The sequence below is a fragment of the Bacillus sp. MMSF_3328 genome, from assembly GCF_030733525.1.
GTDB classification, from domain to species: Bacteria; Bacillota; Bacilli; order Bacillales; family Cytobacillaceae; genus Bacillus_AB; species Bacillus_AB infantis.
The window spans coordinates 379,372-402,896 of sequence record NZ_JASHIV010000004.1 but is presented as its reverse complement, the minus strand read 5'-3'; the positions used below and the strand labels follow the sequence as shown (position 1 = coordinate 402,896).

27 protein-coding genes are annotated in these 23,525 nt (G+C 48.4%); 10 read left to right on the top strand and 17 right to left on the bottom strand.

Annotated features, from left to right (window positions below; genetic code table 11):
- Positions 1-95: 95 nt before the first annotated feature.
- Entirely contained in the window at positions 96-950 is an 855-nt protein-coding gene (locus RBB45_RS10650) for a hypothetical protein (RefSeq protein ID WP_306009556.1), read from the bottom strand.
- A 156-nt stretch (positions 951-1,106) separates the two neighbouring features.
- On the opposite strand from RBB45_RS10650, the gene yfkAB reads away from it, so the two are divergent.
- Both yfkAB and RBB45_RS10640 read left to right on the top strand, forming a co-directional pair.
- Positions 1,107-2,222 (top strand): radical SAM/CxCxxxxC motif protein YfkAB, encoded by a 1,116-nt coding sequence (gene yfkAB / locus RBB45_RS10645; protein ID WP_306009555.1) that lies wholly within the window; start codon positions 1,107-1,109, stop codon positions 2,220-2,222.
- 60 nt (positions 2,223-2,282) lie between these two features.
- On the top strand, positions 2,283-2,585 hold the full coding sequence (locus tag RBB45_RS10640; protein ID WP_009792101.1) for a hypothetical protein: 303 nt from the start codon (positions 2,283-2,285) through the stop codon (positions 2,583-2,585).
- Positions 2,586-2,628: 43 nt separating this feature from the next.
- Here the strand turns inward: RBB45_RS10640 and RBB45_RS10635 are convergent, their stop codons facing one another.
- Together RBB45_RS10635 and RBB45_RS10630 are read right to left on the bottom strand one after the other, a co-directional pair.
- Complete coding sequence (locus RBB45_RS10635) at positions 2,629-2,988, bottom strand: hypothetical protein (RefSeq protein WP_306009554.1); 360 nt, start codon at positions 2,986-2,988, stop codon at positions 2,629-2,631.
- A 107-nt stretch (positions 2,989-3,095) separates the two neighbouring features.
- Positions 3,096-3,860 carry a 2-phosphosulfolactate phosphatase gene (locus RBB45_RS10630; protein WP_009792103.1) on the bottom strand — a complete coding sequence of 255 codons (765 nt, stop codon included), beginning with the start codon at positions 3,858-3,860 and terminating at the stop codon, positions 3,096-3,098.
- 188 nt (positions 3,861-4,048) lie between these two features.
- On the opposite strand from RBB45_RS10630, the gene RBB45_RS10625 reads away from it, so the two are divergent.
- Positions 4,049-4,384, top strand: coding sequence for a hypothetical protein (locus RBB45_RS10625; RefSeq protein WP_009792104.1), 336 nt, complete (start codon positions 4,049-4,051; stop codon positions 4,382-4,384).
- A gap of 11 nt (positions 4,385-4,395) precedes the next feature.
- Here RBB45_RS10625 and RBB45_RS10620 read toward each other — a convergent pair whose 3' ends face one another.
- Positions 4,396-4,968, bottom strand: a complete 573-nt coding sequence (locus RBB45_RS10620; protein ID WP_009792105.1) for an NUDIX hydrolase — start codon at positions 4,966-4,968, stop codon at positions 4,396-4,398.
- 23 nt (positions 4,969-4,991) lie between these two features.
- Complete coding sequence (locus RBB45_RS10615; RefSeq protein ID WP_306009553.1) at positions 4,992-6,005, bottom strand: NAD(P)-dependent alcohol dehydrogenase; 1,014 nt, start codon at positions 6,003-6,005, stop codon at positions 4,992-4,994.
- Between the two features lie 175 nt (positions 6,006-6,180).
- On the opposite strand from RBB45_RS10615, the gene RBB45_RS10610 reads away from it, so the two are divergent.
- Positions 6,181-6,636, top strand: coding sequence for an AraC family transcriptional regulator (locus RBB45_RS10610; protein WP_306009552.1), 456 nt, complete (start codon positions 6,181-6,183; stop codon positions 6,634-6,636).
- A 42-nt stretch (positions 6,637-6,678) separates the two neighbouring features.
- Here RBB45_RS10610 and RBB45_RS10605 read toward each other — a convergent pair whose 3' ends face one another.
- The 6 genes from RBB45_RS10605 to cax form a co-directional block, all read right to left on the bottom strand.
- On the bottom strand, positions 6,679-7,221 hold the full coding sequence (locus RBB45_RS10605) for an HAD-IIIA family hydrolase (RefSeq protein WP_009792108.1): 543 nt from the start codon (positions 7,219-7,221) through the stop codon (positions 6,679-6,681).
- Positions 7,218-7,703 (bottom strand): GNAT family N-acetyltransferase, encoded by a 486-nt coding sequence (locus tag RBB45_RS10600; RefSeq protein ID WP_009792109.1) that lies wholly within the window; start codon positions 7,701-7,703, stop codon positions 7,218-7,220. Before RBB45_RS10600 ends, RBB45_RS10605 begins: the two co-directional genes overlap by 4 nt.
- A gap of 484 nt (positions 7,704-8,187) precedes the next feature.
- Entirely contained in the window at positions 8,188-9,165 is a 978-nt protein-coding gene (locus RBB45_RS10595; RefSeq protein ID WP_101551230.1) for a ring-cleaving dioxygenase, read from the bottom strand.
- A gap of 161 nt (positions 9,166-9,326) precedes the next feature.
- Positions 9,327-10,148: a YfkD famly protein gene (locus RBB45_RS10590; protein WP_022543388.1), complete on the bottom strand. Its 822-nt coding sequence runs from the start codon at positions 10,146-10,148 to the stop codon at positions 9,327-9,329.
- A 65-nt stretch (positions 10,149-10,213) separates the two neighbouring features.
- A complete protein-coding gene (locus RBB45_RS10585) occupies positions 10,214-10,825 on the bottom strand; it encodes a YczE/YyaS/YitT family protein (protein ID WP_009792115.1) in 612 nt (203 codons plus the stop codon).
- Positions 10,826-11,157: 332 nt separating this feature from the next.
- Positions 11,158-12,228 (bottom strand): calcium/proton exchanger, encoded by a 1,071-nt coding sequence (cax, locus tag RBB45_RS10580; RefSeq protein WP_022543387.1) that lies wholly within the window; start codon positions 12,226-12,228, stop codon positions 11,158-11,160.
- Between the two features lie 169 nt (positions 12,229-12,397).
- Between cax and RBB45_RS10575 the strand changes: the two genes are divergently transcribed.
- Positions 12,398-12,859, top strand: a complete 462-nt coding sequence (locus RBB45_RS10575; protein ID WP_306009551.1) for a pyridoxamine 5'-phosphate oxidase family protein — start codon at positions 12,398-12,400, stop codon at positions 12,857-12,859.
- 43 nt (positions 12,860-12,902) lie between these two features.
- Here the strand turns inward: RBB45_RS10575 and RBB45_RS10570 are convergent, their stop codons facing one another.
- Complete coding sequence (locus RBB45_RS10570; RefSeq protein ID WP_306009550.1) at positions 12,903-13,289, bottom strand: OsmC family protein; 387 nt, start codon at positions 13,287-13,289, stop codon at positions 12,903-12,905.
- 152 nt (positions 13,290-13,441) lie between these two features.
- Between RBB45_RS10570 and RBB45_RS10565 the strand changes: the two genes are divergently transcribed.
- Both RBB45_RS10565 and RBB45_RS10560 read left to right on the top strand, forming a co-directional pair.
- A complete protein-coding gene (locus tag RBB45_RS10565) occupies positions 13,442-14,623 on the top strand; it encodes an MFS transporter (RefSeq protein ID WP_094769330.1) in 1,182 nt (393 codons plus the stop codon).
- A gap of 244 nt (positions 14,624-14,867) precedes the next feature.
- On the top strand, positions 14,868-16,787 hold the full coding sequence (locus tag RBB45_RS10560; RefSeq protein WP_306009549.1) for a heavy metal translocating P-type ATPase: 1,920 nt from the start codon (positions 14,868-14,870) through the stop codon (positions 16,785-16,787).
- 36 nt (positions 16,788-16,823) lie between these two features.
- Here RBB45_RS10560 and RBB45_RS10555 read toward each other — a convergent pair whose 3' ends face one another.
- The 4 genes from RBB45_RS10555 to RBB45_RS10540 form a co-directional block, all read right to left on the bottom strand.
- On the bottom strand, positions 16,824-17,816 hold the full coding sequence (locus RBB45_RS10555; RefSeq protein ID WP_306009548.1) for a DUF3231 family protein: 993 nt from the start codon (positions 17,814-17,816) through the stop codon (positions 16,824-16,826).
- Between the two features lie 482 nt (positions 17,817-18,298).
- Positions 18,299-19,111 carry a YihY/virulence factor BrkB family protein gene (locus RBB45_RS10550; protein WP_022543383.1) on the bottom strand — a complete coding sequence of 271 codons (813 nt, stop codon included), beginning with the start codon at positions 19,109-19,111 and terminating at the stop codon, positions 18,299-18,301.
- A gap of 17 nt (positions 19,112-19,128) precedes the next feature.
- Positions 19,129-19,515 (bottom strand): YtxH domain-containing protein, encoded by a 387-nt coding sequence (locus RBB45_RS10545; RefSeq protein WP_022543382.1) that lies wholly within the window; start codon positions 19,513-19,515, stop codon positions 19,129-19,131.
- 25 nt (positions 19,516-19,540) lie between these two features.
- Positions 19,541-20,008, bottom strand: a complete 468-nt coding sequence (locus tag RBB45_RS10540) for a low molecular weight protein-tyrosine-phosphatase (RefSeq protein ID WP_306009547.1) — start codon at positions 20,006-20,008, stop codon at positions 19,541-19,543.
- Positions 20,009-20,178: 170 nt separating this feature from the next.
- Here RBB45_RS10540 and RBB45_RS10535 point away from each other — a divergent pair, with 170 nt between their 5' ends.
- From RBB45_RS10535 to RBB45_RS10525, 3 genes are all read left to right on the top strand, one after another.
- Entirely contained in the window at positions 20,179-20,403 is a 225-nt protein-coding gene (locus RBB45_RS10535) for a DUF1128 domain-containing protein (RefSeq protein WP_094769334.1), read from the top strand.
- A 59-nt stretch (positions 20,404-20,462) separates the two neighbouring features.
- Complete coding sequence (locus RBB45_RS10530) at positions 20,463-21,284, top strand: MBL fold metallo-hydrolase (RefSeq protein WP_306009546.1); 822 nt, start codon at positions 20,463-20,465, stop codon at positions 21,282-21,284.
- A 226-nt stretch (positions 21,285-21,510) separates the two neighbouring features.
- Positions 21,511-22,233, top strand: coding sequence for a class I SAM-dependent methyltransferase (locus tag RBB45_RS10525; RefSeq protein WP_306009545.1), 723 nt, complete (start codon positions 21,511-21,513; stop codon positions 22,231-22,233).
- A gap of 59 nt (positions 22,234-22,292) precedes the next feature.
- Here RBB45_RS10525 and map read toward each other — a convergent pair whose 3' ends face one another.
- The gene (gene map / locus RBB45_RS10520) at positions 22,293-23,042 is read right to left on the bottom strand and encodes a type I methionyl aminopeptidase (protein ID WP_009792130.1); all 750 of its coding nucleotides are present in this window, start codon (positions 23,040-23,042) and stop codon (positions 22,293-22,295) included.
- Positions 23,043-23,525 lie beyond the last annotated feature (483 nt).

Below are 23,525 nucleotides of genomic sequence, written 5' to 3'. Positions count from 1 at the left end.
GCGGCAGTTAAGAAGTTTCCAGCGCGGCCAGATAATGTAATTCACGCACAAAAAGGCGGCATCTGATTGATGCCGCCCCTGGATGATCTGATCTATTAAAGGTTTTTGCTGTTCTTTTGAGTAGATGGAGTTGCAGTCGCTGTGCTCTTGCTGGAATCACTTGAGAACGCAGTTGTTCCATTTGAGCTTGAAGTGTTTGACTTGCTGCTGTTTGAAGTTGAAGATGAGCTGTCAGAGCTGTTTGACGAGCTTGTGCTGTCAGATGAGCCTGAACCGCCCACTGGGCTTTCAACCAGTTCAGAGCCGGCATCTTTTACCTTGCTGCCGATATCCATCAGATCGTCCTTTGCGTCCATGAGACCGCTTTTCGCGTCTTGGAAGTTAGACTTCGCATCACCTGACATGCCCTTAAACTCATTCACTTTTCCGAATACGTCATTATTAACGCGCTCGTACAGCTTCTGGGCATCGCTGATCGCTTCTTTCAAAGTCGAAGATGCAGACTTGAATTGGCTGATCATATTATCCTTGGCTTCACCAGGGTTTTCCTTTACTTCATTGAACATTTTCATAGAAGAATCCTTCAGGTCAGTCGCAGTGCCCATCACTTTGTTGCGTGTTGAAGTATCGAGCAGGGCAAGGGCTCCGCCGACAATCCCGCCAAGCACAATCCCTTTCAGGAGCTTGCTGTTGTCATTCGTTGAACCATAGTGGTTGCTTGAATTTGAGCCTGAGCTGAAGCTTGAACTTGAGCTTGTACCTGTACTAAAGTTTGAGCCTGTACCTGAATTGGTGCTCGAAGTGTCAGGGTTTACGCTTGTTGACATGCCTGTGTTTGAGCTTGTACCTGTTCTTGATTCCGCGCTTGTTCCAGTTCCTGGTACAGATACACCCGCGCTCGTTCCAGTATTTTCAGAATTCGTATTCGTACTGCCAAATTGCTGTGCCATCTTGCATTCCTCCTCTTGATTTATGCTATCATTACTAGGTTATTTCCCATTTTGAGAGATTCATAAACTATGATTTTTCAGAGGGACGCAAAAAATCATTGACATAGTCTTCACGGCATAGTAATGATTAAGGACATTTTTAGAAGGAGATACCGCATGATTATTGAAAAAACAAGCATTACACCGAGCCACGATCCATGGGAAGCTTATATGGATATGGAACAATATAACAAGCTGACATTAACCAATATTGAATTTACAACTACAGTTCTCTGCAATATGAGATGCGAGCATTGCGCCGTCGGCTATACACTGCAGCCGAAGGACCCGAATGCCCTGCCCCTCCCCCTGCTGCTGAAGCGACTTGAGGAAATCCCTGCCCTCCGCTCAATCAGCATCACAGGCGGAGAACCGATGCTTTCAAAAAAATCGGTAGAGAATTATGTGCTTCCTCTTCTCAAATATGCATCCGAGCGCGGCGTCCGCACCCAGATCAACAGTAATCTCACACTTGATATGGACAGATACGAGCTGATCGCCCCTTACCTCGATGTGCTGCATATTTCCCATAACTGGGGAACAGAGGAGGACTTCATTGAAGGCGGATTTGCGATGATGGAACGGAAGCCGACAAGAGAGCAGCGCGTCAGGCTGTTCCACCGGATGATTGAAAACAGCCGCGCTTTGGTGGATGCCGGTGTGATGGTGTCTGCAGAAACCATGCTCAATAAACGGACCCTGCCATATCTCGAAAGCATACATAAGCAGATTACTGAGGAAATGAAGTGCCAGAGGCATGAGATTCACCCTATGTACCCATCAGATTTTGCTTCATCACTGGAAACTTTGAATCTTGATGAAATCAGGAAGGCAATCCACCACCTCCTGGATGTGAGGGATGAAAACACCTGGATGCTGTTCGGCACCCTCCCGTTTTATCCGTGCAGCACGAGCGACGAGGACCTGGAGCTCCTGAAGCGCTTGTACAGCTGCAAAAATGTCACCGTCCGCAATGACCCGGACGGCCGCTCCCGGCTCAACGTCAATATCTTCACAGGGGATGTCATCGTAACCGACTTCGGCGACACCCCTGCGCTTGGCAATATCCAGAGGGATGCCCTGCCTGACATCTTCAACAGCTGGCAGGAAACAAAGCTCGCAGCTGAACTCAACTGCCACTGCCCGGCTGTTAAATGCCTTGGCCCGAATGTATTGGTGAAGAACAGTTATTATCAGGATGTTGATTTTCAGAAAAACACTTCACGGATATAATGTGGAACTTTTCCAGGAGGCCGCCCGTATGAATAGTAAGACATACTTGGGAGGCCTCTTATGGTTGAAGCCTATCTCTTCATTGTATTGATGATTCCTGTATATGGCTTTCTGCTTTGGACTTATATTAACCCCGAAGAAAGTGTGCTTAAGGGGCAGAGATGGATGTATACCGAGGAACCGGAAGTTTCGCGGGCGGCAATCCGCTATACTAAATTCATGTCACTGTTTATCATGATTGGACTGCCCGTTTTTATATTGCTCATGACACTGGACATCGGCCCTTTCCGATTGGGTGTGGTGATTCTTCCAGTTGTGTTTGTCATTGGGGCATTACGTATTTATACAGATGAGAAGGATTGAAAAAGCTCAGAGCGCTGTGTTCTGGGCTTTTTTTGTGGAGATATTAAACCTTCGTATCGGTAAACTCAACCCTACAGCTGCCTCTAGCATCAGCACCTATCAGGTTAATGCCATGAAGCCGGCTTGAGGCCGCCGCTGTAAAAGTTTCCTTCCCGCTTTCTTTAAAAGTCTTCCTCCATATCATCTCTCTTCCATCATTCCATTCAATCGTCAGTTCTCCCTCTTCAACCACTGCCTCGCAGGAAATCGTAACCTCGGCTCCCTTTTTGAATGTGAAATTATAAAAATCTGTACCGGTAAAGGTTTTGTAGGACACACTCACACCATTGCCGGACTTTTTGTATGTGTAGCCCCATTTTTTTGTTGTTTCGAATTTGATGTATTTCTTCAGCCATTTTAGCACCAGGTTGCCTGCCTTTCTTTTTTGCAGCAGCTGCTGCAGGTCTTTGTGGGTATTTTAACCGAAGCATTCATAGGGTCTAAAATTCAAGCCGCCTGCCCCATTTTGCTTTATATACCCGTTTGCGGCAAGGAAACAAAATAATTTCCTCTTAAAATAGGGACAGTATCCATGGCATCCAGCCTGCTGCAATGGACCACATCCTGTTCAAACCCGCGCGCACGCAGCTCCCTGCCGCTGCCGCATTCCCATAAGTATTCTGCCAGCTTAGGCTCCGCGGACCGAAAAGCTCCTTCACATACCGCTGCCTCTGGTGATTTTTCTCCATCTAAATAAGAGAGGATGGCACCGGCCCCCAAATAATCCTCTACTGCTGGCCTGAGAGCATCTTCATGCTCCCCGGAATCAGCCCATTTTTCTCCACACGGAATGATCGTGATTCCGGCGCCAAGCTGCTTTTGCAGTATATTAGCCGCAGCAGCAGCGGCTGATGCATTAAGCAGTGACCCTGCAAGGACGGCCGTCGCCTTAGCACCGATCCAGGTGCAATAGGCGCCATTCAGGGAGATCAACACATATTTTTTTCCTGCATGCTCTTTATTAAAAGAAACAGGAGACAAAGTCGGCTTCCCCAGCTTCGCCGCTTCCGCCCTCCCAAAGATATACTCAGCTCCCAGACTTTCCGCATATTTCTGCCCATCCAGATGGGGAGGATACGGATATATTTCCGCACCAAAAGCCGCTGCTGAAACAACAGCAGAAGAAAATGAAAGAACATCGACAACTATGATAATATCGCCCCGGGCAGCAGCCTCCCGCGCGCCCCGCTTTCCCCATTCCACCCGGCACTGATAAGGAGATTGATCAAACAGCATAACGTCACCCTCTATTTTTTATAGCATCCTATATGCCTCATTTTAAAGAAAAGAGAAATAAAATATAGACTTATAATTGGAAAATATTTATAATTATGGTTGAGTTCTGCGTGAAAAATCCCTCTCCTGTTTTGGGGAGGGATTTCTGTCTAGAGCTGTTATCTTATAGGCTGTCAGGAGTGAATGCTATGTTTATTTCAGTGACAAGGCTCCATTTAAGTGGCAAAAGAAAACTGCCGGGATTTTCTCTGCATACACTCAGATCAACAATACAATTAAAAAAAGCTCCAGGGTTAAAATTCTCTTCTTTTAACAAAGAAGGCTGGACTACCTTCTGGACTCTGACGGTTTGGGAAAATAAAGAGATGATGAGGAACTACCGAAATACCGGCCATCATTTAGAAGCTATGAAAGCATCCTGGAAATTAGCTGATGAGCTGGAATATATCCACTGGGAATCAGGAAATATCCCCATTTGGGACGAGTGTAAAAGAAAATTGCATGCTGAGTATGGGAGAGGCTAAAGCCGCATCCTCTAAAAACTATGTTCATTATTTTCAAATCTTTTGGCCAGATAATTCTTCGCCAGCAAATAAGCATGCGCTGTAAACAGCTGCACAGGAAGCTCCTGCCTCATCAGCACATCCCCAAATTCCTCAAAATCCACTAATTGCACCCTGATCTCCTCTGTATCATCAAGCTTCTGATCATATTGCTTAAAGGCATCCACTATCAAATAAGAGATCACTTTATTATTCTGCGTGGCCGGATTGACCATGAATTCGCCAAGAAAAATCGGCTTCTGCAGCGACATATAGCCTGTCTCTTCCCTGACCTCCCGGATCAGTCCTTCTTCATGCGTCTCTCCTGCTTCTCTTTTACCAGCAGGCACCTCCAGAAAAAACTCCCCGCCAGCATAGCGGTATTGCTCTACAAGCACAATCTGCTTTTCCTTGGTGATGACAACCGCGTTGACCCAATCTGAAAATTCGTTAACAACATAATCATCTATAACCAGCCCATTCGGCAGCTCACAGCGGTCTTTTCTGATATTGCCGAATGGGCTATGATGCAGATATTCCGACTTTAACGTTTTCCACTTTTCCACAATAAATCTACTCCCGTTCTGCTTTAATCAAAGGAAGAAGCATCAGGGCCTGGGTCTATTAGATCCCGGCTTACTAACACCGCCACATTCCCCTTCTTATGCCCGCCATCAACATACCGATGGGCATCAACTATTTCATCTAACTTATAGCTTCGGTCAATTTTCACCTTAAGCTTTCCCGCCGCCGCCATTTCTCCTAAATAGTCTAAGGCTTCAGGTGTTTCCGGCGCATTGCGGCTCAGCAGTATTTTCGTGCCGCCCTTCCATTTAGCCCACAGCATTTGCGCGCTGGGGAGCGGCTCTGTGACATTTATATAGGTGCCGCTCTTTTTCAGCCACTTCATGCAATCTTTAAAGGAACTTTTGTTCACTGCTTCGAATATCACATCATAGGCACCGTCCGCCACTGGGAGGTTCCCTGAACGATACTCCAGGACCCTGCCGGCCCCAAGAGATTTTACCCATTCAAGATTATGACCGCTGCAGACAGCATCAACCTCTGCCCCCAAATGTCTGGCAATCTGTACCGCATAGCTGCCGACACTGCCGGAAGCCCCGTACACCAATACCTTCTGGCCCTTCCCGACATTGGCTCTTTGCAGGAAATACAAAGCTGTCCGCGCGCCAATCGGAATGGCGGCGGCTTCTTCAAACGTGATGCTGGCAGGTTTGATTGATACAGGCCCGTCCTCCCGGAGGCAAATATATTCAGCATAAGCGCCGAAATCCTCCAGTGAAGCAGCAAAAACAGAATCGCCTGCCTTAAATTTCTTTACATTCCTCCCGACTGCTTCCACTTCCCCGGCAAGCTCCGCACCCAATATCGCTTTCTTCGGCTTCCGGATTCCAAGGGCAAGGCGCGCGGGCAGCACCACAGAGCGGGGCACTGTAAAGCTCCGCGCCCGGATATCTGCTGCGGTGACTGTTGTGGCCATGATCTTGATCAGGATCTCATGTTCTTTTGGGACTGGCTTTTCCATTTCTTTCAGCTGAAGGACTTCTGGAGGACCGTACTTTTTATATACAATTGCCTTCATATCTCCACCTCGTATTCATTAGTCCATAATATATACGGAGTTTCCCGCAGATATAGTCCTTCCGCCCGGGGCTTTATCCCACTATCAATGATCTATTTTTTAAAAAATAGCTGTGAATATTTTTTTATATCATGCTAGCATCAAAGACAGTACAGGAAAGAGAGGAGAATGTAAGATGGACTTCAAAACTGAAATGGTGCCTGAATATCGAATCGCCTATGTACGCCAGACCGGCCCTTATGGACCTGCCAACCAGCATGTGATGGAGGAATTGAAACTGTGGGCAAATGAAAAGAGCCTGCTGGACGAATCCGCCATCATACTCGGTATTTCCCATGATCATCCGCAGACAACACCAGCTGAATGCTGCCGGTATGATGCCTGCATTGTCATACCAGAAGATTTTCGGATGGACGCATCACTTGAAGAAGGTGAATTTCCTGGCGGAGAATACGCTGTATTCCAGGTCCAGCATACAGAAGAAGAGATTCAGAAACTCTGGGCAGAAATCCTTCCATCCCTCCATAACCTCGGATTCCAGCTCGATAACAGGCCTGCTTTTGAAAGGTACACCGGTGCCATGCTATTGAATCATCAGTGCGAAGTATGCCTTCCAGTCAAAGAATTGTAGCTTGAGCACGAAAGGACGGGAATATCTCCCGTCCCGGTTCTTCTATGTAGGAATAGCAGTCCCCTGCTGTAGATACAGCCACTCAACCGCAGCCCGCAGATCTTCAGCAATATACTCAATTTCAATTTCTTTCAGTTTGTCACTATGCTCGTTCAGTGTGATTATCCCGGCTCCCGTTTTCACAAGAATCTTCATGCTTTTTGTCTTGGATGCCGCCGCCATATCGCTCCATCTGTCGCCGATGACCACGCAATTCTCCAGATTCACATGATGTTTCTCAGCCGCGCTGAGAAGCATGCCTGCTGCTGGCTTCCGGCAGCTGCAGCCGTCATGATGGGCATGGGGACAAATATAAACATCATCAAAGCCGAAATCCTGCAGCTCGTCAAAAAATTCCTCAGCTGCCGCTTCCCCCCTGGCAATCCCCGGCTGGTTCGTGAAGGAAAATACTTTGAACCCGCTGCCCTTCAATTTCTCAATCAGCTCACGGGAATAAGGAAATAATTCAAACTTTCCTGGATAATGCACGGTATCATCCCCGCCGATTGTTCCATCCCGGTCGAGGAATACTGCCTCTATCTTCACTTTCCAGCCCCTGCCTTCTCATACCGCGAATGGCTGTCTGTTACGCCTTTCAGCACAAACCCGAGTCCTTGATAATAAGCATTCAGCTTCTCATTGTCACCCACACAATCGAGTCTCAGCGGTGTGCCGCTGTACTTCCTGCAGATCCAATCGACTGCTTTTTTTCCAAGTCCATTCCCCATGCTATCAGGATGAACTGCAAGCCTGTGAAGATAAATAGCTCCGTCTGCTTCTCCGTCCCAAATATGCCGGTCCCAGCCTGATGGCCCCTCATAGAGGGTGAAGGTCGCCTTCACCTTGCCTTTATCGCACAGCACATAGGTTTCACGGTCGAGGATCGCCTGCTTGATTTCTCCATCCTCGCCGCCGCTGAGCAGAAAGCTCCATTGACTAAAATGTTGATCATGCAGCCATTGGGCCGCCCCTTTCAAAACCAAGAACACTTCCTCAGTATCTGCCGTTCCCGCTAATCTGATTTCCATTTTCACCAGCTCCTTTGATTTGCTTACTTACTTCGCTAGGCACCTTCCCTTTTCCTTTTTCAGGAAAGTGTTTTTTCGACAGAAAAAGTTGGGAAAAAAATTGCGGAAAGTGTGCCTGACAACAAAGCGGTTTCTTCACTGCCCAGCTATAAAAGAGCGGATTTTCCAGGACCTGAATGAGGGGAATCCTTGTCAGGCTGAAAAATAAGCGAGGAATTCCCCCTAATTTGAAAAAACTCTCAAAAATGGCTCAAATAGAGGGAGAAATTCCGGCTATCAACTCAAAAAACAGGAAAATGGGCAGTTTCGCTCCTCTTAACCGGAAATTTTCCGCTTATTTACACCGAACCAGGCCATGTTCTGCAGCGTAACGGGAAAATCTCCGCTTATTTTATGGCTTGCCGGCCTATCAAATGAAGATGCGATACCCAAAAATATTCACGAAAAGAGAAAAGAGCCTCCCCGCCAAGGAAGGCTCCACTTATCATTCTTTTGTAAAATCGATCGTGCTCCTGACCGTGTCGATCGGACGGACAAGCTTTTCGATCTGCTCGCGCTTGTTTTCAAGGAATGGCGGCAATGACAGCTTTTCGCCCAGTGTTTCATATGGCTCGTCGCCCATGAAGCCTGGTCCGTCTGTGGCAAATTCGAACAGAATCTGCGGTGCCACCCGTGCATAAAGAGACTGGAAGAAAAAGCGGTCCACAAAGCCGGACGTCTGGAAACCGAATTGCGGCAGGCGCTCGGTCCATTCATCCAGTACAGCCCGGTCCTCCACACGGAACGCAGCGTGGTGGACGGTACCGAAGCCCTGCATAGCCTGCGGCAGGACAGCATTATGCTCCACCACGACCTGGGCGCCGTTTCCGCCTTCTCCGACCTCAAACAGATGGAAGGCGCCCTCCTGTCCGATTTCCTTGAAAAGAAGGACTTTTTCCATCATCTCTTTGAAAAAATCGAAGTTTGCGATGCGGACAAAAATCGGCCCGAGACCGGTGATTGCATGCTCCAATGGAATCGGCCCCTTCTGCCAAGGCGTGCCGGAAGCGACACCGGTATTATGTTCATCAGAAATCAATTGATATTGCTGGTCATCAAAGTCTGCGAATGACAAAGTCTTTTTCCCAAATTGCTCTTTGATTCCTGTGTGCTTCACATCAAGGCGGTCAAAGCGCTCTACCCAGTAATTCAGTGCCGCGTCATTCGGCACCCGGAAGGATGTTTTGGAGATTTCATTTGTGCCGTGCCTTCCTTTAGGTATGCCGGGAAAATCAAAGAACGTCATATCTGTTCCCGGGCTGCCTTTGTCATCAGCAAAAAACAGATGGTAGGTCTGGATATCGTCCTGGTTGACTGTTTTCTTGACCAGGCGCATCCCAAGGACAAAAGTGAAAAACTCATAATTCTTTTCCGCGCTGCTTGTGATCGCAGTGACATGGTGTATGCCTTTTAAATGGTTCATGATGTTGGACCTCCGTAATTAAGACTTTTTTATCTATACCCGCTAAAGGGTTCAATTTATCTCGAACTCAAGATAATTTAATTATAAAACACTGCCCGCTCTGTATGCAAGGAATGTCTCTTCCTATAGAAAAAGCACCGGCTGCAAGAGCCGGCGCAAGATTAACGCGGTCGTTCTGATGCCATGAACCCGAAGGAAATATGGTCCTGGACAGGAATCCAGGCGCCGATTCCCTGGGAGGTGACATTCTTGATGACGAGGAATCTTTTGCTTCCCTTCAGCATCAGGTATACCTCACCGTAAGTGACTTTTCCCTTCTCATTGACGGCAGGTGCATATCCGTATAAATAGCCAAGCCGTTTTGGCGGGATATTGTAGACCTGATCCTTTTTCGTCCCGGCCCCGATCACGGTTTCAAAAGCGAGCGGCAGCTTCGATTTTTCCATCGCCTTCAGGAGCATCATATTCTGGACATCCTGGGCCTTCGGAATTTTGGCTGTCAGTGCGCCCCTCACGACCTTCTGGGCTTCCTGGACATAGTGGATCTGATAAGGCGCTTTGCCGCCTCTGTTATCAAAATAATTCGTGTTGATTTTCTGGTATTCCCAGTTTGGCGCCGTTTCTGTGCTTTCGTAATTGAGCGGCCACTGCCCAAGATAGACGATGGCCCTGTAGCCGAATGCAAACGGCGTGCTATTGACAGAAGACTCATTCAGCATCCTGATCAGGTCCGGGTTTTCAATCTTGACCTTGGATGTATCAAGCAGCGACTGTGTCAGCTCGCTCGGCTGCAGTGTCGGCTGATCCTGCACCGGATTGGGATACGTATTTTCCTTTGTGATATTCAGGACTGAACTGGGGATCGGAATGCTCAGCTGCTGCTTTTGCTCGGTCTTGTCCTGCTTTTTCTCTGCTCCGGCATCGGGCAAAAAAGAAAGCATGGCAAGAAGAGTTATAATTAGAACAGATACATACTTTCTCATGATGTGGAACTCCTTTCAAATCCTTGTATCTGTTCTTAGTTTTTTCGGAGTTCCCCTGATTTATCCTAAGTGCCGGAAAATCTTTTTAGCAGCTGCTGGCAGTAAGGAAAGAATAATTGGATGAACGGCCCGATCAGGACTGCGATAACGATGGTCCCTGCACCTACTGGCCCGTGGAAAACGATGGCCAAAAGCAGCGCCCCAGCCTCCCCGATCGTTTTCGCCATCATCAGACTCACCCCGAACCGCTCTTTGATGGCCATCATAAAATGGTCGATCGGATTGAGGGGAAACTCTGCCTGCAGGTAAAGAGCTGCACCCAATCCGATGAGTGCCAGGCCCATGATCAGCGCGGCGATTTGAAAATAGATAGTCAGTATGTACACACCGGAAAAGACCCGCAATATCCAAAAGTCGACCATAAAGCCGATCAGGCATACGGTCAATAGCGCCAGATAATCCGGCTTGGCTTTTAAAAGCCAGGCATTGACCATCATCAGGATGATGCCGATGATGATGACCCAGCTCCCGATCGTGAGCCCGGCGGTCCTGGCAAGGCCTGCATTCAGCGCATCCCAAGGACCCGCCCCGAGATTAGATAGGATCGCAATACAGATGCCCAATGTCAGAATGACCAGGCCCGCTACATAAAAAATAACCCTCACTAGCAGTTTCATATTCACTCCCCCAACTGTTACACAATTGTAAAAATCTGAATATTTACATTTTTGTAAAAATAATCTATACTTACCTTAACAACAGCAAAGGAGGGCTGAAGGAATCGCTTCTATCACAGCAAAAGGAGGCTAAACACTCATTATTATCCATTTGTTCATGAAGAGCTTGTCCAACAAGACATGAAAGCGGGTGATAGATGCAGGTAGAGTCAAGCGATGATTTCTGTCTTTTACAACATATTCGTCCAAAAGGATACTTATGATAGAAAAAGCACCGCCAATAGAAAGCACAAAAAAGGCTCTGCACAATGCAGAGCCTTCTCTTGCTGCCTTTATAACAGATAAAAACCGATGCCCACAATAATATAGGCTGCGAGGAGCGTCGCCCCTTCAAACCAGTTCGTTTCCCCGTCATTGGAGATGACGACCATGAGAAGCACGGCGGTGACCATCGTGATCAGCTCCGGCAATGTAAAGACGAGCGGCATCGATGTTGGGAAAAACAGTGACGCAATCACCAGCACCGGTGCAACGAACATCGCTACCTGCAGGGTTGAGCCGATGGCAATTTCAACGGCAATGTCCATCTTGTTCTTGAACGCCATGATGATGGCGGAAGCATGCTCAGCCGCATTTCCGACAATCGCCACGATGACAACCCCGATGAAGAGCTCTGACCAGCCAAATGTCTCGCCGACCGCTTCAAAGGTGTGGACAAGGTTTTCCGATACATAGGCAACCGCTACAGTCGCAATGGCCAGTATCGCGATCGCCTTGCCTTTGCTCCATTCCGGCTCTTCTTCATGATGAGCTTGAGCTGCTGCCCCTTCTTCACCAGCCGGCTGGTAGACCCCGCGGTGAGTGACAAGCTTGAACAAAAGCGCAGCCAGGTATAAAGCAATCAGAATAACAGAAATCCCGATGCTGAACGTCATCCGCTCTCCTTCTCCCATTGTCATGGAAAATACTTCGGGAATGACGAACGCAACGACAACAGCAAACATCAGCAGGCCTGAATTATGCCTGGCATCATACACATTGAATTTCTGGCGCTTATATTTGACCCCGCCGATAAAAAAGCTGAGTCCCGCGACCAGCAGAAGATTCCCAAGCACTGACCCCGTGAGTGACGCCAGGACGACCTCAACAAGCCCTTCTCTCAGCGCAAAAATCGAAATGATCAGCTCGACCGCATTCCCGAAGGTTGCGTTCAATAGTCCGCCGATCCTTGGCCCGGCCACAATCGCCAGGCTTTCTGTCGCCCTGCCCATATAGCTTGCAAGGGCAATGATGGTTAAGCAATAGATAATAAAAAGTGCAACACTCGGCCAGCCCAGAAGCGTCCCGATGACAGACAATGGCACACCTGCAAAGGTGAGCACCATAAAAATTTTATTGACCATTCTTTCCGATCCCCACCTTTCTATTTTTGAAGCCGCGTAAAAAAAACTCCTTATGTACAGGTTTTCCTGACCGGGGATAAATATCCCGGCGCGGCCCTTCAACATATATACCCGCTTTTACAAATTGCATTCCTGATGTTTTTTTCGCTCGGATAATACAAGAGGAAAAATGACAGATTATAAAGGGAAGAAAATTGTAAGGAGTGAAATGACAATGGCAGACACAAAGCAGAAGGTGCTTGATATGTTCGAGAAATACAGCATCGGCACACTGGCATCCATCCGGAATGACAGGCCGTACAGCCGCTTTATGCTGTTTTTCCATGATGATTTGATTCTTTTTGCCGCTACCGACAAAGATGCCCATAAAGTAGAAGACATCGAGAAAAATCCAAATGTCCATATTCTGCTGGGGGTGGAGCAGGGCGGATATGACGGGCCGTACTGTGAAATTGAAGCGAAAGCCTCATTCGAGGATTCCGGCGAACTGAAAAAGAAATTCTGGAGCGAAAAGCTGAAGGATTGGCTCTCCGGCCCTGACGATCCGGATTATCTGCTCCTGAAAATGGAGCCATCGCTGATCCGCTATTTTGAAAAAGCGGGTGCGGAGCCTGAGGAATTGTCACTATAGAAGAAAGGGGCGGACCCGTCTATGGATCCGCCCCCTGCTTTTCTTATGCTTCCACCAATGTGAATGTTTCTTCGATTTCAATGCTGTCCTTGACAGACTGAACCATGCTGCAGTTCTTACGCGTCAGCTCCATGGCCTTTTGGATCTTCTCCTCTTTCAAGCCTTTTCCAGTGATCGTAAAATGGACTGAGATCTTCGATACCCGATTGGCTTCCTCTTCCACTCTCTCTGCCTCTGCATTGATTTTGATATCCTCGACATCGATCCTCTGCTTCTCCAGAATCTTGCGGAGCACGCCGCCGCTGCAGACCGCCACTGAGGAAACAAGCAGCTGATAAGGCCTGAAGCCGTACGCTTCATCACCGGCTACATCCAGCTTGCCATAGCTCGTTTCCGTGGAAAAGCCGACATCCTTCATCGTAAATTCCATCGTTTCCACTCCCTCTTTTCTGCTGTATGCAGTGATTATACTACTATTTCTGCCATAGCTATGAACAATACGCTCTTTTTTCCTTGCAAAGCCGATGGGGAGCCGTTACCATCAATTTGGAAAGAATTTTTTTAGAAACTGAGGCCAACAACATGAATAAAGAAAATATGCGTTTCTGGATTTTAATCAGCATTGTGGCAATCTCGGGTTTCAGCCAGGGCATGCTGCTTCCCCTGATTGCGATTATATTTGAAAATGACGGGCTGTCTTCAAGCATGAACGGCCTGAATGCGACCGGCCTTTATGTCGGCATCCTGCTCGTTTCTCCTTTTATGGAGCAGCCCCTCCGGAAGTACGGCTACAAGCCGGTCATCATTTTTGGCGGACTGCTCGTCATCGTCTCGCTCGTGCTGTTTCCATTATGGAAATCATTCTGGTTCTGGTTCGTGCTCAGGCTCCTGATCGGCATCGGCGACCATGCCCTCCACTTCGGGACGCAGACCTGGATCACCAGCTTCTCGCCGGAACATAAGCGCGGCCGGAATATTTCCCTTTACGGACTGTTCTTCGGTGTCGGCTTTGCGGTAGGCCCGCTGATGGCGCCGCTCGTCAACGTGCATGAAACCCTGCCGTTCATCCTGTCATCGGTACTCTGCCTCGTGGCATGGGTATTCCTGTTCCTTTTGAAAAATGATTATCCGGAGCAGACCATTGAAGTCAATTCAATGAAAAATACAGTGAAGCGCTTCTCGTCTGCCTTTAAATATGCGTGGGTCGCTTTCCTGCCGCCGCTCGGCTATGGATTCCTGGAATCTTCCCTGAATGGCAGCTTTCCGGTTTACGGACTCCGCATCGGGCTTGAGGTGAGCAGTGTTTCGGTCCTCTTGACCGCTTTTGCGATCGGCGGAATCGTCTTCCAGCTTCCGCTCGGGATTTTAAGTGATAAATGGGGCAGGCAAAGAATCCTGACGATTATCCTTCTGTCAGGCTCCGTCTTCTTTTTCCTGGCGAGCTTCCTGGAAGGAGCTGTCTGGGCACTGACTATCACGCTATTCCTTGCCGGGATGGCGGTTGGCTCGACTTTTTCACTCGGGATCAGCTATATGACCGACCTGATGCCAAAGGATCTGCTGCCGACCGGCAATCTGCTCTGCGGCATCGCCTTCAGCCTAGGGAGCCTGGCTGGCCCTTATCTGGGCGGGATCTTCATTCAATTTTTCAAGAATATCTCGTTCTTCAATATTATCAGCATCATGCTGCTCGTGATTTTCCTGGCTGTTCTGACAAACCGCGGAGCGGGGCAGAGGGACGAACAGCATTCGCTGAGCCAATGAGGTTTGCCTTTCGGCGGGCTGGGTAAAAAAGAAATATAGGCCATTTTTATTTTTTCCCCCTAACCCCCTTTCTAAATAAAAATGACTATGATATGATAACGATACTAATCTAGAAACCTATGCGAAAATGCTGTCCCCAAAAGAGGTAGAATCCTCCGGCGGGGGCAGCTTTCGTCGTTTTATAGGGGTATTGATGTTGATTATTCTTCTCAATGAGAAACCGATAACCCAGGAGGGAATTCCAATGACGACAGAAGCCAAAGCACTATTAGAACTGAAGCAAGAACAGGAAAGCCTGCTCCAAAAAATACTCCCTCACGCCGAGCTGATCGCCGCCATCCTGAGCGGAGTCCTTATCCTTGCCGGCTGGCTGCTTGCGCGGAATGATATGGGGGCCGCCTCCATCACCGCCTATCTGCTCGCCTTTGTGATCGGCGGCTTTGCGAAAGCCAAGGAAGGCATCGAAGAAACAATTGAAAACAAAGAATTGAATGTGGAAATGCTGATGATTTTCGCCGCCATCGGCTCGGCCATCATCGGCTACTGGACGGAAGGCGCCATCCTGATCTTCATTTTCGCCGTCAGCGGCGCCCTGGAAACGTACACGATGAACAAAAGCAATAAAGAGATATCATCGCTGATGGAGCTGCAGCCTGAGGAAGCCCTGCTTTTAACAGATGGCGGAGAACAGCGTGTGCATGTCTCCGAGCTGAGCATTGGGGACCAGATCCTCGTGAAGCCGGGTGAGCGTGTGCCTTCAGACGGTATGATCCTGAAGGGCACCACCACCCTGGATGAAGCCGCGATCACCGGGGAATCCATTCCCGTTAGCAAATCGAATGCCGATGAAGTTTTCGCAGGAACGGTGAATCTGAACGGCTCGATTACAGTCGAGATCACAAAGCCTGCCAGCGACACCCTCTTCCAAAAGATCATCCAGCTTGTCCAGACCGCACAGAGCGAAAAGTCGCCATCCCAGCTTTTTATTGAAAAATTTGAAGGCACCTATGTAAAAGTAGTGCTTGCTGCAGTGGCTGCCATGATGATCCTGCCCCATTATCTGCTGGGCTGGAGCTGGACAGAAACCTTCTACCGGGCGATGATCCTGCTCGTAGTCGCCAGTCCGTGCGCCCTTGTCGCAAGCATCATGCCGGCCACATTATCCGCCATCTCCAACGGCGCGCGCCGCGGAATCCTGTTCAAAGGCGGTGTCCATCTGGAGAATCTCGGCCACCTGAAGGCCATTGCTTTTGATAAAACCGGCACCCTGACGAAGGGCCGGCCTGAGGTAACTGATTATCTGGTCGGCGAGGAAATGGTTGAAGAGGAAATCCTTTTGGCGGCCGCGTCGATTGAAAGCCACTCCAATCACCCCCTCGCAGGCGCCATCGTCAAATATGCGAAGAATGAGCTGAAACAGCCGCTTGTGAGCCCGGAAAGCATTGAAGATATCTCCGGATTCGGCGTCAAGGCGATGCTGCAGGATGAAGAATGGAAGATCGGCAAAGCTGATTTTATCGGCCGTGAAGAAGCCGAGAGGTTTGCTGATGGAGCAGCGCTTTCTCTGGCCGGAGAAGGCAAGACGATTGTTTTTATTAAAAAAGGTCCACGTATCGCCGGACTGCTTGCACTGAAGGATGTTGTCCGCGAGGAAACGAAGGCAGCGATCAGCACCCTGAACGCTCAGGGCATCTACACAGTGATGCTGACCGGCGACAGCGAAAAGACCGCCCAGGCGATTGCCGCGGAAAGCACGGTCGATGAATATATCGCCGAGTGCCTGCCGGCCAATAAAGTTGAGCATTTGAAGGACTTGAAAAACCGCTACGAAAATGTGGCCATGGTCGGCGACGGCATCAATGACGCCCCGGCCCTCGCCGCTGCCAATGTCGGGATTGCCATGGGCGAAGGAACAGATGTTGCGCTGGAAACAGCAGATGTAGTCCTGATGAAAAATGAGCTTCCGAAGATTGCTGAAGCCATCACCCTCTCTCAGCGGATGAACAAAATCATCAAGCAGAATGTGATTTTTTCCATCACGGTCATCATGCTTCTGATCGCGTCGAACTTCCTGCAGATCCTTGATTTGCCGTTCGGTGTCATCGGGCATGAAGGCAGCACCATTCTGGTCATTTTGAACAGCTTGAGATTGTTGAAGTCATAGGAAAAAACGCTCGGGGATGGTGCCCGGGCGTTTTTTCTATTGCTCCAGCACTTTCCGATCATCCGCATCAGGCGGCTGCTCGATCCAATTCTTCTCGATCATCAGCTTGCCGAAGTTTCCATACACAAGCAGATCATCCAATATCGCTTTCTCGGCAAGCACGGCGATATCCGCCCTCATACAGGCAACCGCAGCTGCGCCGTAATACGAGATCGCCGCCGCAAAGAAAAAGCCGGAATGAAACAGCATCAGCTTTTCCGAAAAAGGAGCAGTCGTCGAGTTTGTGATCTCCGACTCGAATGGCCTTGGTGAATGGAGTCCTTCTTTTAAAAGCATAGAAGCAAAGCTTGCGATATGCTTGTTTTTATTATTGATGCATTTATCCAGGAACCTTTGCACATCACTATCCTGGGAAACCTGCTTGAACGCAATAAAGCTGCTTTTCGCGATATAGCTTTTCTGCAGATTGAAAAAGATATTGCCCGCCTCGATTGTATTGATTTTCCGCTTTTTCCCGAACACATCGGTGACATATTTAAAGTCCGGGACAAACACCGGTTTTTCGGGCGTTGCGTAAAGCGGCGGTTTTTCGAGCAGATTTTTCTCGGACAGAAGGTCGATCGCTTTGTTGTAGAGATCGTGCGTATCCTGATTGCACCGGCCGTAAAAATCGCGGACGTCCTTTCGGATGGACACGCTTGAAGCCAGGCCATACGCCTGCATCCCGTGCATCGTCATTGTGTGCATGTATAAGAGGCAGTAGGCGTCTGTGAACAGTGCTGGTGCATCCATATTCACATCTTCCTTCGAAAACCCCTTGGGGATTGGGAACTTCTCTTTTTTGAAAAGCTCAGTGAGCGAATCGATATGCTGAAATGACAGATCGAGCGCATATTGAAGAAAATCGTATATCTCCTTATCTTTTATGCCCTTCAGCATATATTTCGTAATGCAGACCGCCATCGTTTCGCGGATATAATGAGTCCATAAATTTGATATTTCTGATGAAGTCAGCCTTTCCTGCTGCATGTAGAACACCTCCGGGACTTAGTTTTAGCTATTTTGGGGAAGATTAACCGGGGGATGGGGTGTGGCGGGGGGATTTTGTGCGGTGTGAGGGTGTGGATATTTGGGTTATTAGCAACTTTTGGGTTTTATTAGCAAGTTTTCTGGTTTATTAGCAAATTTTTCCTTTTATTAGCAACTTTTCATTTTTATTAGCAACTCTCCCGTTTTATTAGCAACTCCCGCTCGACCACCGCCTCGGCAGCCTCACTAATCCCCCGCCAAACCCAAAAAAAGAACGCCCCCCAAAGGGCGTCCTCTCTATTAATGATATCCATTCGATTTATTAGCTGATCCCGATGTTTTATGCTTCGGGCTGTCTTTGCCTTTTTGCTTGGTTTTGCCTTTTCCCATGTGCTTCCCCTCCTGATGATGGTGGTGTGTTCCCCTTTAATAGTGTGAACATCACACCCTTTTTCTAAGAAGGCAATATAAGGGGCGGCATCCTAGCAATCCCCATTCTTCCGCTTGCTGACATAGGCGTTGACCTCGCCGCCGAGGATGATGATGACGCCGGTCAGATAGAACCAGACCATCAGGACAATGATGGCGCCGATGCTTCCGTAGGCCGCGGTATAATTGGCAAAGTTGCCAACATAATAGGAGAAAGCGAGTGAAGCAAGGATCCAGCCGGCGGTGGCAAAAATGGCGCCGGGCAGCGCGCTGATGCATTTCATTTTCACATTGGGGGCAATCCAGTAGAGCACAAGAAAAACAATGAACAGGATGACGATACTGACAAGCCAGCGCAGGGCGTTCCAGGCTGAGAGGAATTCGGATGACAAATCAAAAGCGGAAAACAGGAAAACGCCGATCTGCTTCCCGAACACCGGCAGCAGAAGGGCCACGACAAATACAAATATCATGGCGAACGTCAATAAAATCGCCATGCCGCGCGCCACGATCAGCGGACGGCTTTCTTTGACCTCATAAGCCAGATTGAAGGCTTTAACAATTGCATGAATTCCATTGGATGCCGACCAGATAGTCCCGATGATCCCAACAGACAGAAGCGTTCCGCTCCGGTCGGCGATCTGGTTAAGGTTCGACTCAATCAGCGCCATCGTATCGCCTGGCGCATAATCCCTGATGAAGCCGAGGATATCCACCTGGCTGACGGGCAGATAGGTGATGAGGGTGACGAGGAAGATGAGGAGCGGAAAAAGGGAGAGCAGAAAAAAATAGGCCAGCTGGGCTGCGAGGCCAAAGATATCGTCTTCGTGGATTTTTTTCCATACATACGGAATTCCCGGCCTCATTGCAGCCCCTCCTCTGCTCATTCTTCTTCTGTACTGATAGCTGAAGTCTTCTTTAATGGCTCATCCTCGGCTAAAGGAGCTTTCTTGCTTTCTTTTGAAAAAGCGGAGCGTGTTTCCTGGACAATATCCACCACCTGGGGAGTCACTTCCCTCAACTCCTCGACTTTTTCCGTGATAAACGCAACATCTTCCGTTACCTGTTCAATGGTCGTGCGGATCGAGCTGGCCGTCTGTTTGACCGACTCGGCTGCTTTTGAAGGATTTTTTATGTAATAGGCTGCACTTCCCGCTGTTTTGCGGCTTGTCTCCAGTACGGCCCGGCGTGTTTCTTTATCAAATAATGACAATGCACCGCCTGCAATCGCACCAAGCAGCATTCCCTGCAGTAATTTCGTTTTCCCCATGCTTATCCCTCTTTCCATTTTTACTTTATAAATGATGATTTATGCTTATTTCTTTCAGGAGCCTTTCGCAGCTCTCCTTCAGAAGGCTGTAGACTTCCTCGAAGTTGCCGGTATAGTATGGGTCCGGCACGTCTTTATCACTAAGGTCGCTGTAGTCGAGGAGCCTGACTACCCTGGCATCAGGATTGCCTTTTTTAAGGCTCAGAATATCTGCCTGGTTTTGGCTGTCCATCGCCACGATCCACTGGAATTCATCCAGGTCGGCTGCTTTAATCTGCCGTGCGGCCAATCCTGCAGCATCCACCTTGTATTTCTCAAGGATTTTCCTGGTTCCTTCATGGGGCGGCTTGCCGATATGCCAGTCACCTGTCCCGGCAGAATCAGCCTCAATCGCATGCTCAAGCCCTTCCTTTTTGACCTGGTCCCTGAACAGGGCTTCTGCCATCGGCGAGCGGCAGATATTGCCGAGGCACACAAACAAAACGCGAATCACAATCACATTCCCCCTTAGCTACATTTTCTTCTATTTCACTGCTTTCATGCAACTATAAGCAGGAAGGCCACTCTATAATTTGATTGACATTCCGCTCTTATCATGGAAAGATGAAGAGTAAAGAAGACAGGCAAGGCCTGTTGATATCGTTATGAGAGGATGACTCCCCCATGAACCTATCGGAAAAATCTACGGAAAATGTAGAATATATGATTGAACAGATCAAAGAAAAGCTGAAGGTCCTGAACCTCGGTGCCATCAAGCCGTCCCATTTTGACGAGGAAATGTACACAGAACTGAAGGAAATCTACGATCTTGTCATGAAAAAAGATTCTTTCAGCCCCAACGAAATGCAGGCGCTCGTAGAAGAGCTCGGCAACTTGAGAAAAATGTAAGAAAAGCAGCAGGCCTATAGGGTCTGCTTTTGTTTTATTACCATCAAAGGAGGATTCCCATGCTCATCCATAAAGACCAAAACACAGCCATTTTCCAAAGCAGCCTGTTTAAGACCAATTCTGCCGTCATTCAAACAGAGGATCTGGTCCTCGTCATCGATCCATGCTGGCTTCCCCATGAAATTGAAGAAATCCGCTCCTATGTGTACCGCTCAGCAGGAAGCCGCCCGATGTTTGTACTGTACACCCATTCTGACTATGACCATATTATCGGCCACGGCGCTTTCCCTGATGCAACCATCATCGCAAGCAAAGCCTTGAACGAAAAGGACGGGCAGGAAAGGGAAAAAATAATCGAGCAGATCCTCTCATTTGATGATTCCTATTATATCGACCGGGACTATACACCTTCTTATCCGGGAGCTGACATCGTCATTTCACAGGACGGGCAGGCACTGGCTGTCGGCGGGACAGAGCTGAAGTTTTTCCTGACGCCCGGCCATACTGACTGCGGGATTGCCTGCATCATCCCGTCGCTTGACCTGCTGATCGCAGGAGACTATCTCTGTGATACAGAATTCCCTTATGTTTATTTTTCCAGCACCGATTATCTGCTCACTTTGGAAAAATTCGCGGACAGCCTCGCAGATTACAGCTTCCGGCTCATGATGACCGGACACGGACTGCCGGCCTACAGCAATGAGGAAATTTCGTCCCGCATCCACTCCTCTGCCGTTTATCTTGCAAAACTGAAGGAATATGTGGCTGAAGGTAAAGAAGCTGAAAGCTATGTACTCTTTGAGGAATATAAGTATCCCCGCATCATGAAGGATTTCCATGAGGGCAATATTGAACTGATGAAAAAAGAATTCGGTAACTGATTGCGTGGCATATGCCGGGCTTTTTTCTGTGGATAAGCCATTTTCCGATAAAAATCACCCTGTGGATAAGCGTGATTTTTCAGAAAGATATACACTTTTGTGGATAGTTTGACTGTTTTATGGGGATAAGCCTCTTTATAGTAACCTTCCATTCACTTTTCCATATTTATATACTACACTGCGCGCGCGATTATATCTGGATAAAGAAGAATGGAAAGGATGCACAATGACAGACACTCGAACACCATATCATTGCCCTTTTTGCAGTCAAAGCTTTGACTCTTTTATTCCGTGGCCGGACAAATATGACTTTCCCAGCCATATCTATGAAATGTGGAACAAAGAAACCGCCATCTGCCCTCATTGCCACTCCCTTGACCGTGAGCGGCTCTACAGGCTTTACATCGAAAGGGAAACAAATCTGCTGGAAAAAAAGCAGAAGCTGCTGCATATCGCCCCTGAAACGAATTTACGGCGATGGATCAGCAAAGTTTCAACAGTTGACTATCTGGCGGGGGATCTGATGCCCGCGGATGCAGAAACCATACAGATGGACATTCGGGCCATTCCTTATCCTGAGGGCAGCTTCGATGTGATTCTGTGCAGCCATGTGCTGGAGCATATACTTGAAGATCAAGCTGCCATGGACGAGATTTACCGGGTGCTGAAGCCCGGTGGCTGGAGCATTCTGCAGGTACCCATCAGCCTGAACCTGAAGAAAAGCCTTGAGAATCCCTTGATCACCTCTCCCGCGGATAAGCTGAGGTATTTTGGCCAGAGTGACCATGTCAGGCTCTACAGCAAGGAAGATTTTACGGGCAGGCTTGAAGCTGCAGGCTTTTTACTGGAACAGTATGATTTTGCTGAGCATCACGGCCTCGAGGAAGCAAGAAAGTATGGATTATCGGCAGGCGATACACTGTATATCGGAAGGAAAAAGGCCCTGTGAGTACTCACAGGGCCACGCTTTTTAGAAAAAAAGACTGATCCGAAGACCTGCCCTTCCTTCTATTCCTGATCTGTTAAAATCAATGTGCCTTCTTTTGTAACCGCAATAGTATGCTCATACTGCGCAGAGAATTTGCCGTCTGCCGTCCTCGCTGTCCAGCCGTTATTGTCCATTTTCGTGTCATACACGCCGACATTGACCATCGGCTCGATGGTGAAAACCATCCCTTCCTTGATGCGCGGCCCTTTTCCAGCAAGGCCAAAGTGCGGCACATCCGGCTTTTCATGAATCACATTGCCGATTCCGTGCCCGATGAAATTGCGGACAACAGAGAAGCCCTCACCCTCGACATAGGTCTGGATGGCGTGGCCGATATCCCCGATCCGCTTGCCAGGCACAGCCTGCTCGATCCCTTTATAGAGGGCTTCCTTTGTGACCTCCAGCAGCTTGCGGTGCTTCTCGGACAGATTGCCGACCGCATAGGTCCAGGCAGAATCTGCGAGCGCCCCGTTATATCTGACAACCATATCAATCGTGACAATATCGCCGTCCTTCAATTCTTCCCTGCGCGGAAAACCGTGGCAGATTTCATCATTGATGCTGGCACAGGTCGCATATTTATAGCCTTTATAGCCTTTCTGCTCCGGAGTCGCATCATGTTCCTTAAGGAATCCCTCCACAAACTCATCGATTTCCCAAGTGGTCACACCCGGCTTGATTCTCTTCGCAATCTCTTTATGGCACGAGGCGAGAATTTCGCCCGCTTTTTTCATCGCTTCAATCTCACGCGCTGATTTCAATACAATCATCATTTTACCTGCCTTTCCCGCTCATTTATGTAAAACTGTATATGGTTCAGATAGCAAAAAAGTCCCTTTCTCTATCTTATCGCGACAAAGGAAGAATTTCAAAGGAATGGCGCCTTATGCCTTTTACCACTATATGTTTGGAGGGCTGGGTGTGCCACAAAACAGGAAATGGCCATTCTCCCTGGATTTAGGATTATTCTGCCTAGAATTTGATTTTTTCTCCCCGGATTGCGGTTTTTTCACCCCACTTTAAGCAGGATTCACCCCAAAAACAGCGATAATTTTTCCATTTCACAAAAATACCCATTTACCATTAAAAAAAGAACGGTCACCACTCATGTAACCGCCCCGCCCCCTTCTATTTTGAGTGTGTTTTATCGGCATTTCCAGCTAGCTGGGAAAAAAGCCATTCTCTCTACATTTTAAATTATTCATCCCAAAATCTGATTTTTTCTCCCCGGATTGCGGTTTTTTCACCCCACT

What these genes read in the sequence shown, in the direction of transcription:
- RBB45_RS10650 (WP_306009556.1), bottom strand. Translation starts at nt 950, where the DNA reads ATGGCACAGCAATTTGGCAGTACGAATACGAATTCTGAAAATACTGGA.
- yfkAB (WP_306009555.1), top strand. Translation starts at nt 1,107, where the DNA reads ATGATTATTGAAAAAACAAGCATTACACCGAGCCACGATCCATGGGAA.
- RBB45_RS10640 (WP_009792101.1), top strand. Translation starts at nt 2,283, where the DNA reads ATGGTTGAAGCCTATCTCTTCATTGTATTGATGATTCCTGTATATGGC.
- RBB45_RS10630 (WP_009792103.1), bottom strand. Translation starts at nt 3,860, where the DNA reads ATGCTGTTTGATCAATCTCCTTATCAGTGCCGGGTGGAATGGGGAAAG.
- RBB45_RS10625 (WP_009792104.1), top strand. Translation starts at nt 4,049, where the DNA reads ATGTTTATTTCAGTGACAAGGCTCCATTTAAGTGGCAAAAGAAAACTG.
- RBB45_RS10615 (WP_306009553.1), bottom strand. Translation starts at nt 6,005, where the DNA reads ATGAAGGCAATTGTATATAAAAAGTACGGTCCTCCAGAAGTCCTTCAG.
- RBB45_RS10610 (WP_306009552.1), top strand. Translation starts at nt 6,181, where the DNA reads ATGGACTTCAAAACTGAAATGGTGCCTGAATATCGAATCGCCTATGTA.
- RBB45_RS10600 (WP_009792109.1), bottom strand. Translation starts at nt 7,703, where the DNA reads ATGGAAATCAGATTAGCGGGAACGGCAGATACTGAGGAAGTGTTCTTG.
- RBB45_RS10595 (WP_101551230.1), bottom strand. Translation starts at nt 9,165, where the DNA reads ATGAACCATTTAAAAGGCATACACCATGTCACTGCGATCACAAGCAGC.
- RBB45_RS10590 (WP_022543388.1), bottom strand. Translation starts at nt 10,148, where the DNA reads ATGAGAAAGTATGTATCTGTTCTAATTATAACTCTTCTTGCCATGCTT.
- RBB45_RS10585 (WP_009792115.1), bottom strand. Translation starts at nt 10,825, where the DNA reads ATGAAACTGCTAGTGAGGGTTATTTTTTATGTAGCGGGCCTGGTCATT.
- cax (WP_022543387.1), bottom strand. Translation starts at nt 12,228, where the DNA reads ATGGTCAATAAAATTTTTATGGTGCTCACCTTTGCAGGTGTGCCATTG.
- RBB45_RS10575 (WP_306009551.1), top strand. Translation starts at nt 12,398, where the DNA reads ATGACAGATTATAAAGGGAAGAAAATTGTAAGGAGTGAAATGACAATG.
- RBB45_RS10570 (WP_306009550.1), bottom strand. Translation starts at nt 13,289, where the DNA reads ATGGAATTTACGATGAAGGATGTCGGCTTTTCCACGGAAACGAGCTAT.
- RBB45_RS10565 (WP_094769330.1), top strand. Translation starts at nt 13,442, where the DNA reads ATGAATAAAGAAAATATGCGTTTCTGGATTTTAATCAGCATTGTGGCA.
- RBB45_RS10560 (WP_306009549.1), top strand. Translation starts at nt 14,868, where the DNA reads ATGACGACAGAAGCCAAAGCACTATTAGAACTGAAGCAAGAACAGGAA.
- RBB45_RS10555 (WP_306009548.1), bottom strand. Translation starts at nt 17,816, where the DNA reads ATGCAGCAGGAAAGGCTGACTTCATCAGAAATATCAAATTTATGGACT.
- RBB45_RS10550 (WP_022543383.1), bottom strand. Translation starts at nt 19,111, where the DNA reads ATGAGGCCGGGAATTCCGTATGTATGGAAAAAAATCCACGAAGACGAT.
- RBB45_RS10545 (WP_022543382.1), bottom strand. Translation starts at nt 19,515, where the DNA reads ATGGGGAAAACGAAATTACTGCAGGGAATGCTGCTTGGTGCGATTGCA.
- RBB45_RS10535 (WP_094769334.1), top strand. Translation starts at nt 20,179, where the DNA reads ATGAACCTATCGGAAAAATCTACGGAAAATGTAGAATATATGATTGAA.
- RBB45_RS10530 (WP_306009546.1), top strand. Translation starts at nt 20,463, where the DNA reads ATGCTCATCCATAAAGACCAAAACACAGCCATTTTCCAAAGCAGCCTG.
- RBB45_RS10525 (WP_306009545.1), top strand. Translation starts at nt 21,511, where the DNA reads ATGACAGACACTCGAACACCATATCATTGCCCTTTTTGCAGTCAAAGC.
- map (WP_009792130.1), bottom strand. Translation starts at nt 23,042, where the DNA reads ATGATTGTATTGAAATCAGCGCGTGAGATTGAAGCGATGAAAAAAGCG.